9 protein-coding genes are annotated in these 10,215 nt (G+C 65.2%); 6 read left to right on the plus strand and 3 right to left on the minus strand.

The genetic code is table 11. The annotated features are described in order from the left end of the window. The first annotated feature begins 210 nt into the window (after window positions 1-210). From purL to grxD, 3 genes are all read left to right on the plus strand, one after another. Window positions 211-2,409: a phosphoribosylformylglycinamidine synthase subunit PurL gene (gene purL / locus CH339_RS07750; protein WP_184443230.1), complete on the plus strand. Its 2,199-nt coding sequence runs from the start codon at window positions 211-213 to the stop codon at window positions 2,407-2,409. A 46-nt stretch (window positions 2,410-2,455) separates the two neighbouring features. Continuing rightward, a complete protein-coding gene (locus CH339_RS07755) occupies window positions 2,456-2,689 on the plus strand; it encodes a BolA family protein (RefSeq protein ID WP_111433768.1) in 234 nt (77 codons plus the stop codon). Between the two features lie 170 nt (window positions 2,690-2,859). Then, window positions 2,860-3,201, plus strand: coding sequence for a Grx4 family monothiol glutaredoxin (gene grxD, locus CH339_RS07760; RefSeq protein ID WP_111433769.1), 342 nt, complete (start codon window positions 2,860-2,862; stop codon window positions 3,199-3,201). Window positions 3,202-3,380: 179 nt separating this feature from the next. Here the strand turns inward: grxD and rpsD are convergent, their stop codons facing one another. Then, window positions 3,381-3,998 (minus strand): 30S ribosomal protein S4, encoded by a 618-nt coding sequence (gene rpsD / locus CH339_RS07765; protein WP_111433770.1) that lies wholly within the window; start codon window positions 3,996-3,998, stop codon window positions 3,381-3,383. Between the two features lie 421 nt (window positions 3,999-4,419). On the opposite strand from rpsD, the gene CH339_RS07770 reads away from it, so the two are divergent. Continuing rightward, window positions 4,420-6,327, plus strand: coding sequence for an EAL domain-containing protein (locus CH339_RS07770; RefSeq protein ID WP_111433771.1), 1,908 nt, complete (start codon window positions 4,420-4,422; stop codon window positions 6,325-6,327). On the opposite strand, the gene murI is transcribed toward CH339_RS07770, so the two are convergent. Both murI and CH339_RS07780 read right to left on the minus strand, forming a co-directional pair. Beyond that, window positions 6,267-7,067, minus strand: a complete 801-nt coding sequence (gene murI / locus CH339_RS07775) for a glutamate racemase (RefSeq protein WP_111433772.1) — start codon at window positions 7,065-7,067, stop codon at window positions 6,267-6,269. The two genes, CH339_RS07770 and murI, sit on opposite strands and share 61 nt — an antisense overlap. Next, on the minus strand, window positions 7,064-7,900 hold the full coding sequence (locus tag CH339_RS07780; RefSeq protein ID WP_111433773.1) for an RNA methyltransferase: 837 nt from the start codon (window positions 7,898-7,900) through the stop codon (window positions 7,064-7,066). Before CH339_RS07780 ends, murI begins: the two co-directional genes overlap by 4 nt. A 269-nt stretch (window positions 7,901-8,169) precedes the next feature. Here CH339_RS07780 and CH339_RS07785 point away from each other — a divergent pair, with 269 nt between their 5' ends. Together CH339_RS07785 and CH339_RS07790 are read left to right on the plus strand one after the other, a co-directional pair. Next, window positions 8,170-8,739, plus strand: coding sequence for an HdeD family acid-resistance protein (locus CH339_RS07785; RefSeq protein ID WP_111433774.1), 570 nt, complete (start codon window positions 8,170-8,172; stop codon window positions 8,737-8,739). Between the two features lie 209 nt (window positions 8,740-8,948). Continuing rightward, window positions 8,949-10,160: an NADP-dependent isocitrate dehydrogenase gene (locus tag CH339_RS07790; protein ID WP_111433775.1), complete on the plus strand. Its 1,212-nt coding sequence runs from the start codon at window positions 8,949-8,951 to the stop codon at window positions 10,158-10,160. The last annotated feature ends 55 nt before the right edge of the window (window positions 10,161-10,215 follow it).

A 10,215-nucleotide genomic window follows, 5' to 3' on the forward strand; every position in this document is an offset into this window, starting at 1 on the left:
TCCCCCCGCTTCCCTCAGCAACTGGTGTCGTGATTCCGCCCGTTATAGCATCGAACTGTCGCCCATGCCCTCTCAGCGCGGCCGGCCCCCGGCCCCGCTCCGTTTCGCAAACGCGGAAAAAAGCCGCCCGGCGGCCGCCGGCCCTGTGGCGCTTGGGGCGGCAACGGTGGTAAACGACAAGGGTCCTTCTCCCTCCAATCGACGACGGCCATGATTCCCAACGAACCCGCCATCACGCCCGAACTGATCGCCGAGCACGGCCTGAAGCCGGACGAGTACCAGCGCATCCTCGACCTCATCGGCCGCGAGCCGACGATCACCGAGCTCGGCATCTTTTCCGCGATGTGGAACGAGCACTGCTCCTACAAGAGCTCCAAGAAATGGCTGCGCACCCTGCCGACGGCGGGTGAGCGCGTCATCTGCGGCCCGGGCGAGAACGCCGGCATCGTCGATATCGGCGACGGTCAGGCCGTGGTCTTCAAGATGGAGAGCCACAACCACCCGAGCTACATCGAGCCATACCAGGGCGCGACCACCGGCGTCGGCGGCATCCTGCGCGACGTCTTCACCATGGGCGCCCGGCCGGTCGCGACGCTCGATGCCATCCGCTTCGGCTCGCCCGAGACCCCCAAGACCCGGCACCTGATCTCCGGCGTCGTTGCCGGCATCGGCGGCTACGGCAACTCCTTCGGCGTGCCCAATGTCGGCGGCGAGGTCGAGTTCCACCCGCGCTACAACGGCAACAACCTCGTCAACGCCATGGCCGTCGGCATCGCCGATGCGGACAAGATCTTCTATTCCAAGGCCTCCGGCGTCGGCATGCCGGTGGTCTATCTCGGCTCCAAGACCGGCCGCGACGGCATCCACGGCGCCTCCATGGCCTCGGCCGAATTCGACGAGAATTCCGACGAGAAGCGCCCGACCGTCCAGGTCGGCGACCCGTTCGCCGAAAAGCTCTTGCTGGAAGCCTGCCTGGAGCTGATGGCGTCGGGCGCCGTCATCGCGATCCAGGACATGGGCGCGGCCGGCCTCACCTGCTCGGCCGTGGAAATGGGTGCCAAGGGCGACCTCGGCATCGATCTCGACCTCGACGCGGTGCCCTGCCGCGAGGAGCAAATGTCGGCCTATGAGATGATGCTCTCGGAAAGCCAGGAGCGCATGCTGATGGTGCTGCGCCCGGACATGCGCGAGGAAGCCGAGGCGATCTTCGTCAAATGGGGCCTCGATTTCGCGGTCGTCGGATCGACCACCGACAGCAAGCGCTTCGTCGTCAGGCACCAGGGCGACGTCATGGCCGACCTGCCGATCAAGGAGCTCGGCGACGAGGCACCGGAATACGACCGGCCGTGGGTGGAGACGCCGAAACCCGCCCCCCTCGACCCGTCGAGCGTGCCTGCGCCGAACGACCTTGCCGGTATCCTCCTCGATCTCATCGGCTCGCCGAACCTGTCGTCCCGGCGCTGGGTCTGGGAGCAGTACGACCACCTGATCCTCGGCGGCACGGTCCAGAAACCCGGCGGCGATGCCGGCGTCATCAAGCTTTCCGGCACCGACAAGGGCCTCGCCATGTCCGTCGACGTCACCCCGCGCTATTGCGAGGCCGACCCCTTCGAGGGCGGTAAGCAGGCGGTGGCCGAGGCCTGGCGCAACATCACAGCCGTCGGCGGCGAGCCGCTCGCCGTCACCGACAACCTCAATTTCGGTAATCCGGAGCGGCCCGAGACGATGGGCCAGCTCGTCGGCTGCATCAAGGGCATCGGCGAGGCCTGCACGGCCCTTTCCTTCCCCGTCGTCTCAGGCAACGTCTCGCTCTACAACGAGACCCAAGGCAAGGCGATCCTGCCGACGCCGGCCATCGGCGGCGTCGGCCTCCTGCCGGACGTCAACAAGATGGCCACCCTCGCCTTCAAGGACGAGGACGACGCGATCCTCCTCATCGGCGGCCACGGCACCCATCTCGGCCAGTCCGTGTTCCTGCGCGACGTCCACGGCCGCGAGGAAGGCGCCCCGCCGCCGGTCGATCTTGGCGTGGAAAAGCGCAACGGCGACTTCGTGCGCACCGCGATCCGCGCCGGCCGGCTGACGGCCTGCCACGACATCTCAGACGGCGGCCTTGCCATTGCGCTCGTCGAAATGGCGATGGCCGGCGGCCTCGGCTGCTCGGTCAGCGTCCCTGGCCCGGCCCATGTCGCGCTCTTTGCCGAGGACCAGGCGCGCTACGTCGTCACCTGCAAGGCGGCGGACGCTATCGCCTTGATCCGCGATGCCGAGGCGGCCGGAATTCCGGTCGCCGAACTCGGCACCGTTGGCGGCAGCGACATCGATCTTGGCGACGGCGCCGCCATTTCCGTTGCAAAACTCAAGGAACGCCACGAGAATTGGTTTCCGGAATATATGGCCGGCGAATAACGCGGCCGATGACAATAAGAACGGCGCCAGAAGGAGAACGACAGTCATGGCAATGGATGCGGGTGCGATCGAAGACATGATACGGGAAGCCTTTCCCGACGCCCGGATCGAGATTCGCGATCTCGCCGGAGACGGCGACCACTTTGCCGCCGTCGTCGTTTCCGAGGCGTTCCGCGGCAAGAGCCGTGTCCAGCAGCACCAGATGGTCTATGAGGCGCTGCAGGGCAATATGGGCGGCCAGCTCCACGCATTGGCCCTGCAGACGAGCGCGCCCGATTGAGCCGGACGTTTTTTCAAGGCTCTGACGACGCCAAATCCGCCAACGACTAGGGACGACCGGCTGGAATTTGCCTGCCGCGCCCTATGTGACTAGCATCGGGTCAATTGCACCCCTTGGAATTCCAACCCCACGCTTCGCGGCCTTGACCCGCGACAACGAGGAGAAATCGAATGAGTGGCATTTCCGACTGGATCAAGCACGAGGTCGACAGCAATGACGTCGTCCTGTTCATGAAGGGCACCCCGACCTTCCCGCAATGCGGGTTCTCCGGTCAGGTCGTGCAGATCCTTGAGTATCTCGGCGCCGAGTACAAGGGCATCAACGTGCTGGACTCCGACGACCTCAGGAACGGCATCAAGGAATATTCCAACTGGCCGACGATCCCGCAGCTCTATGTGAAGGGCGAATTCGTCGGCGGCTGCGACATCGTCCGCGAGATGTTCCAGGCCGGCGAGCTGCAGGCCCACATGAAGGAAAAGGGCCTCAACGTCCGCGAGACCCAGGCCTCCTGATCCGCGCCTGACGGATCCCGGCCGCCCGCCCGGAAAAACGGACAAGACGGAAAAAGCCACGTGCCCGGAGCGCGTGGCTTTTTTGCTGCCGGGCACATCGAAGACGATGGCGCGCGCAACAGAAAACGGGCCGCGGCGATACCGCGGCCCGTTTTTAAATTCGCAAATATATTCGGCGCTTAGCGCGAATAGAACTCGATGACGAGGTTCGGTTCCATCATCACCTGATAGGGCACGTCGGCAAGCTGCGGAATGCTGACGAACGTCGCCGTGACCTTGTTGTGGTCGGCGTCGATGTAGTCCGGCACGTCGCGCTCGGCGAGCTGCATGGCTTCCAGCACCATGATCGTCTGCTTGGAGCGGTCGCGCACCTCGATAGTGTCGCCCGGCTTGCAGCGGTAGCTCGGGATGTTGACCTTGCGACCGTTGACCTTGATGTGGCCGTGATTGATGAACTGGCGCGCGGCGAACACCGTCGGCACGAACTTGGCGCGGTAGACGATGGCGTCGAGCCGGCTTTCCAGAAGGCCGATCAGGTTCTCCGAGGTATCGCCCTTCAGCCGGGTCGCCTCGTCGTAGATGCGGCGGAACTGCTTCTCGGAGATGTTGCCGTAATAGCCCTTCAGCTTCTGCTTGGCGCGCAGCTGCACGCCGAAGTCGGAGAGCTTGCCGCGGCGGCGCTGGCCGTGCTGGCCGGGGCCGTATTCGCGGCGGTTGACGGGGCTCTTCGGGCGGCCCCAGATGTTCTCGCCAAGGCGGCGGTCGATCTTGTACTTGGCGGAATGGCGCTTGGACATCGCGGATCCTTAAATCACGTTTCGGGTCAGGATACACGCCCTCCTCTGCCCTGGTCTCCCAGGGCCGACAGGAACCCGGCGATGCGCTCGCCCGAAGCCGCCATGCGGCAAAGGTTCCACGGGTGCGTGAAAAAGCTGAACGGGCCCTGACGGACCCGCTCGGCGAGGCGTTGATTACAGCAACCGCGGACGCCTGTCAAACGGCGCCGCACGGGGAACAGCGGCCGATGCGGCCCCTTGCCGGGCGCTTCCCGGCCCCGGGACCGATGCCAAGTGTCATCGAATGTTCATACTGGGGCAACCAATTCGAAACCGGACCCCTGATAGACACTGTATAAATCAACAGCGCATATCCGGAATTTTTACAAGGGCTTATTGACCGACGGGATCCCGGAACGGCCGGGACCGGGGATGGGGGAAAATGGCACAATTGCGCCTCGGCTGGACCACGGACGTTCCTGAAAAGACCTTTTTGGCACCGGGCGAGGCCGAACGGCTCGCCCGCCTGGAAACCCTCAGGTTGGAGACGATCCTTGCCATCGTCGACTACGCCGTCCACCCGATCGTCGACATCAATTCCGGCGTCGTCTACGCCTATGAAGGCCTCCTCAGGAACCACGACAAGCTGGCCTTTGAGACCATCGGCGAGCTCTTCGACTTCGCCTACCAGCACGACTTCCTCGCCGCCTTCGAGACGGCGCTGTTCGAAAAGCTGCTCGACAAGTTCATCCAGCTCCCGACCGGCGTCGACCACAACCTGTTCATCAATCTCGACGGCCGCGACATCGTCGGCGCCGACGACCCGCGCGGCGCCCTCCTCGACATGGCCCGCAAGCGCGGCATCGAGCCCTCGTGCCTGTGCTTCGAGATCGCCGAGAGCCACAAGGGCTACATGCGCCCGGCCTTCAAGGAGTTCATCCAGAAGGTCCGCGCCAAGGGCATGCGCATTGCCGTCGACGACTTCGGCCGCGATTTCTCCGGCTACCACCTGATGTACGAATACGAGCCGGATTTCGTTAAGATCGACCGGTTCTTCGTCCAGGGCGTCGACACCAGCCACAGAAAGCGCCTGTTCGTCTCCACCATCACCCACCTTGCCCATGTCATGGGCGCGCGCGTCGTCGCCGAGGGCGTTGAGACCAAGGGGGAACTGGCCGTCTGCCGCGACATAAGCTGCGATTTCCTGCAAGGCTTCCTGGTCGCAAGGCCGTTCACGGACCCGCAGCGCGCCCGGCCGTTCTATGCGTTCCTGTCCGACCAGCGCGCCGACAGCGACAGCGACCGCAATCTGCTGGTGCGCGGCGAGATCCTGCGCATTCCGCCGATCGAGGTCGAGACGCCGCTGGAGACCGTGCTGTCGCGGTTCCGCATGTACCGGGAGTTCGACTACTTCCCGGTCATCAACAAGAACGGCGAGCCGCTCGGCATCATCCACGAGAACAGCCTGAAGTCCTACACCTATTCCCGCTTCGGCTTTTCGCTTCTGAACAATGCCGGCCTCGACATCAACCTGCGCCAGTTCGTCTCCAAGAGCCCGATCGCCGACATCAACGCCGACCCGGAGCAGATCCTCGACATCTTCGCCGGCGTCCTCAATTCCATGGGCGTCACCATCGTCGACGGCAGCCGCTATGTGGGGTTCCTCACCAACACCGCGCTGCTGAAGATGATCAACGAAAAGCGCCTGCGCCAGGCCCAGGACCAGAACCCGCTGTCGCGCCTGCCGGGCAACGGCTCCATCAACACCTTCATCGCCCATATCAGTGCCCACGTCGCCGAGCCGCGCAGCATCTGCTACATCGACTTCGACAACTTCAAGCCGTTCAACGACCACTACGGTTTTCATATCGGCGACCGGGCGATCATGATGTTCGCCGACCTGATGCGGAAGCATCTCGGCCGCCGCGGCGTCTTCCTCGGGCATATCGGCGGCGACGACTTCTTCGTCGGCCATATCGGCTCCGGCTTTGCCGAAACGATTACCGAAATCGCCACCCTGAAGGCCACGTTCCGGCGCGACGTGGAAAGCCTTTACTGCCCCGAGGACCGCAGCCGCGGCCACATCCGGGGCCGCGACCGCCAGGGCAACGAGGCCTGCTTCCCGCTCCTGGACTGCAGCGTCGCGGTATTGCACCTGGAGGCCGGCACCGGCGTCGACGGCCCGGAACGGGTCGCCCACGAGACGACGCTGCTAAAGCGCGAGGCAAAGGCGTCTCCGGTCGGCCTTTCCGTCTCCCGGCTCGAACAGCAGGACGGCAATGTCCTCGTTCACCGCGTCGACATGGCCAATGCCCTGTCGAGAATGCCGGAGATGTCCGGCGGCGCCTGACGCCCGGACGTAAAGACGAACTCCGCGATTGGTCCGACGGCAGACCCCCCGCAGCCGTCGTCACCGTGCGCGCCGAGCACCACGCCGAGCTGCCGGGCGATCGCGCCGGCGGGATTGAGGAACGCCACCGGCCATGGGGCCACCTCGGCCATCAGATCGGCCAGGAACGGATAGTGGGTGCAGGCGAGCACGACGATGTCGGTGCGTGCGCCATCCCGCTCGGCAAAGCACGGCGCGATTTCGGCCCGAAGCGCATCCATATCGACTGGCCGGCCGGCGAGCCGGTCCTCGGCAAGGGCGGCCAGATGCACCGCGCCGACCAGCGTGACCTTTGCCGCCGGCGCAAACTGCGCGATGAGGTCGAAGGTGTAGTCCCGGCGCACCGTGACCGGCGTCGCCAGCACGCTGAACAGGCCCGATTTCGTGCGCTCGGCCGCCATCTTGATCGCCGGCACCGTGCCGACGAAGGAAATGGCGTGCCGCGCCCGGAGATCGGCGAGCACCAGGGTGGAGGCGGTGTTGCAGGCGATCACCACGGCATCGGGCCGGTAGCGCGCGATGAAATCCCCCAGGAGGTCGACGATGTGGGTCCGGAGCGCCTCCTCCTCCCAGTCGCCGAAGGGAAACGCCGCATCGTCGGCGATGTAGACGATCTCCACGTCCGGCAATTGCGCGACGATCTCGCGGACGACGGAAAAGCCGCCGAAGCCGGAATCGAAGACCAGCACCCGCCGGCTCACGCCCCGGCCTCCGTCTCGCCATCATCGGCGGGCGGTGCGACAACGCCCTTGCGGGCGCGCCGGCGCGCGGCGATCTCCTCCGGCGTCAGCGGTCCGACCTCCAGCGCCGCGATGACGCCGCGCAGCGTCCGCACCTCCTGTTCGGTCAGGCTCGCCTTTTGCAGGATGCCGCGCAGGTTCCGCACCATCACCGGCCGCTTGTCGGCCGGCCGGAAGTAGTTGACCGAATCGAGCGCCGTCTCCAGGTGATCCATCAACCGCATCAGATCGTCCTTGGAGGCCGGCAGATCGGCGCCGTCGTCGAACGGAAGCACCCCGCCGAGCGTCGCCTTGCGCCATTCATAGGCCGTCACCAGCACCGCCTGCGCGACATTGAGCGAGGAAAAGGTCGGATCGACCGGCAGCGTCAGGATGGCATCGGCCAGCGCCACCTCGTCGTTGGTGAGGCCCCAGCGCTCGCGCCCGAACATGAGGCCCGTGGCAACGCCCTTTTCCATCAGCCCGGCCATGCTGGAAGCCGCCTCGTCGGGCCCGACCACCGGCTTGGTCATTTCCCGGGACCGCGCCGTCGTCGCATAGACCACGGCCAGGTCGGCGACGGCCTCTTCGGGCGTCGCGAACAGTTTGACGTTGTCGATGATGTGGTCGGCCCGGCTCGCCGCGGCCCGCGCCCGCTCGTTCGGCCAGCCGTCGCGCGGATTGACGAGGCGCATTTCGACAAGCCCGAAATTGGCCATCGCCCGCGCCGCCGCGCCGATGTTCTCGCCGAGCTGGGTTTCCACAAGGACGACGGCGGGGGGACGGCCGCCGGAAGGCGTTTCGGATTTGGACATGGAAAAGCGGTCTCGAGCGAAGGTCGGCGCCGCGCCCTTCGGCAGGGCGGCGCACGACGTATGGGAAACGGACGGTCGGCGGAACCTGCCGGCCGTTTGCGGCTCTTTAGAGGAATTCGCTGCGGTTTTGAACCATTGCCGACGCCAATGGACGCACCTCCCCCATTGCCGGAACCACGAAACCTCCGTGCCGTTAATATACCGGCACAACCAATGCGCGCTCGGCCGCCGGATGCGTGCCTGAGCCGCGAGCGAAAGAGGGAAACATCATGACCGATCTTGTCCCCACGTCGTCCGAGATCACCGAGACCCTTCACGACAACTGGGTCTGGTTCCTGATTCTCGGCATCGTCCTCATCATCGTCGGCATCTTCGCCGTCGCCGCACCGCTGGCCTCGTCCATCGCGGTTACCCTGGTGCTCGCCATCGCCCTCATCGTCGGCGGCGCGGCCCAGGCCATCCAGGCATTCCGGGTGCAATCGTCCGGCGCCTTCATCTGGCATCTTCTCGTCGCCATTGCCGCCATCCTCGGCGGCATCGCCATCTACATCCACCCGCTCATCGGCACCCTGGCGCTGACCCTCGTCGTCGCCGCGGTGTTCCTGATGCAGGGGATCTTCCAGTTGCTGCTGGCGCTGAACCTGCGCCGCCACAAGGGCTGGCTCTGGCTGCTCGCCTCGGGCGGCGTCTCGATCCTCGTCGCGCTGATGATCTTCACCGGCTTTCCGGCATCGGCCGCCTTCGTCCTCGGCATCCTCGCCGGCATCTCGATCGCCTTCAACGGCTGGAGCTACATCGCCATCGCCCTTGCGGCAAAAGACGCTGACCCCGTCGTCTGACAGGCGTCGCGATATCCCCGGCGCGGCGGGATACGGACCTGCCGCGCCGGCCTATCGTCATATGCGGCCAATTGAATATCGCCTCTAGTTCCAACGCCCATCTTTGCCATTGGCCCCCGCTTTGCTATAGGGGCGCGGAAAAGTCGCACATCCCCCCTTTGCCGGCACCGTGCCGTGCAGCCACCCGCAACCACGAGGTCCAACCGAAAATGGCGAAGATCAAGGTCGATAATCCGGTCGTCGAACTCGACGGCGACGAGATGACCCGCATCATCTGGCAGTTCATCAAGGAAAAGCTGATCCATCCCTATCTGGACATCGACCTGAAATACTACGACCTCGGCATCGAAGCCCGCGACGCCACCGACGACCAGATCACCGTCGATGCCGCCAACGCCATCAAGGAGCACGGCGTCGGCGTCAAATGCGCAACCATCACGCCCGACGAGGGCCGCGTCGAGGAATTCGGCCTGAAGCGCATGTACCGCTCGCCGAACGGCACCATCCGCAATATCCTCGGCGGCGTCATCTTCCGCGAGCCGATCATCATCCGGAACGTGCCGCGGCTGGTGCCGGGCTGGACCCAGCCGATCATCGTCGGCCGCCACGCCTATGGCGATCAGTACCGCGCCACCGACTTCCGCTTCCCCGGCAAGGGCAAGCTGACGATCAAGTTCGTCGGCGAGGACGGCAAGACCATCGAGCACGACGTGTTCGACGCGCCGAGCTCGGGCGTCGCCATGGCCATGTACAATCTCGACGAGTCGATCCGCGACTTCGCCAGGGCCTCCCTCAACTACGCCCTGATGCGCAAGGTGCCCTGCTACCTGTCGACCAAGAACACCATCCTCAAGGCCTATGACGGCCGCTTCAAGGACATCTTCCAGGAGGTCTACGAGGCCGAATTCGTCGACAAGTACAAGGAAGCGGAGATCTGGTACGAGCACCGGCTGATCGACGACATGGTCGCCGCCTCGCTGAAATGGTCCGGCGGCTATGTCTGGGCCTGCAAGAACTACGACGGCGACGTGCAGTCCGACACGGTGGCCCAGGGCTTCGGCTCGCTCGGCCTGATGACCTCGGTGCTGATGTCGCCGGACGGCAAGACCGTCGAGGCCGAGGCTGCGCACGGCACCGTCACCCGCCACTTCCGCCTGCACGAGCAGGGCAAGGCGACCTCGACCAACTCCATCGCCTCGATCTTCGCCTGGACCCGGGGCCTCGCCCACCGCGCCAAGCTCGACGACAACGCGGCGCTGAAGAATTTCGCTGAGACGCTGGAGCGGGTCTGCGTGGAAACGGTCGAGTCCGGCTCCATGACCAAGGACCTCGCCCTCCTCGTCGGCCCGGACCAGCAGTGGCTCTCCACCACCGCCTTCCTCGACAAGATCGACGAGAACCTGCAGAAGGCGATGGCCTGACGCCAGTGGGCGCAACGGCAGTCAAGGACAAGGCGCGCGGGCATCCCCCGCGCGC

Source organism: Rhodobium orientis (assembly GCF_003258835.1).
In the GTDB taxonomy this organism is placed as follows: domain Bacteria; phylum Pseudomonadota; class Alphaproteobacteria; order Rhizobiales; family Rhodobiaceae; genus Rhodobium; species Rhodobium orientis.

What these genes read in the sequence shown, in the direction of transcription:
- purL (WP_184443230.1), top strand. Translation starts at nt 211, where the DNA reads ATGATTCCCAACGAACCCGCCATCACGCCCGAACTGATCGCCGAGCAC.
- CH339_RS07755 (WP_111433768.1), top strand. Translation starts at nt 2,456, where the DNA reads ATGGCAATGGATGCGGGTGCGATCGAAGACATGATACGGGAAGCCTTT.
- grxD (WP_111433769.1), top strand. Translation starts at nt 2,860, where the DNA reads ATGAGTGGCATTTCCGACTGGATCAAGCACGAGGTCGACAGCAATGAC.
- rpsD (WP_111433770.1), bottom strand. Translation starts at nt 3,998, where the DNA reads ATGTCCAAGCGCCATTCCGCCAAGTACAAGATCGACCGCCGCCTTGGC.
- CH339_RS07770 (WP_111433771.1), top strand. Translation starts at nt 4,420, where the DNA reads ATGGCACAATTGCGCCTCGGCTGGACCACGGACGTTCCTGAAAAGACC.
- CH339_RS07780 (WP_111433773.1), bottom strand. Translation starts at nt 7,900, where the DNA reads ATGTCCAAATCCGAAACGCCTTCCGGCGGCCGTCCCCCCGCCGTCGTC.
- CH339_RS07785 (WP_111433774.1), top strand. Translation starts at nt 8,170, where the DNA reads ATGACCGATCTTGTCCCCACGTCGTCCGAGATCACCGAGACCCTTCAC.
- CH339_RS07790 (WP_111433775.1), top strand. Translation starts at nt 8,949, where the DNA reads ATGGCGAAGATCAAGGTCGATAATCCGGTCGTCGAACTCGACGGCGAC.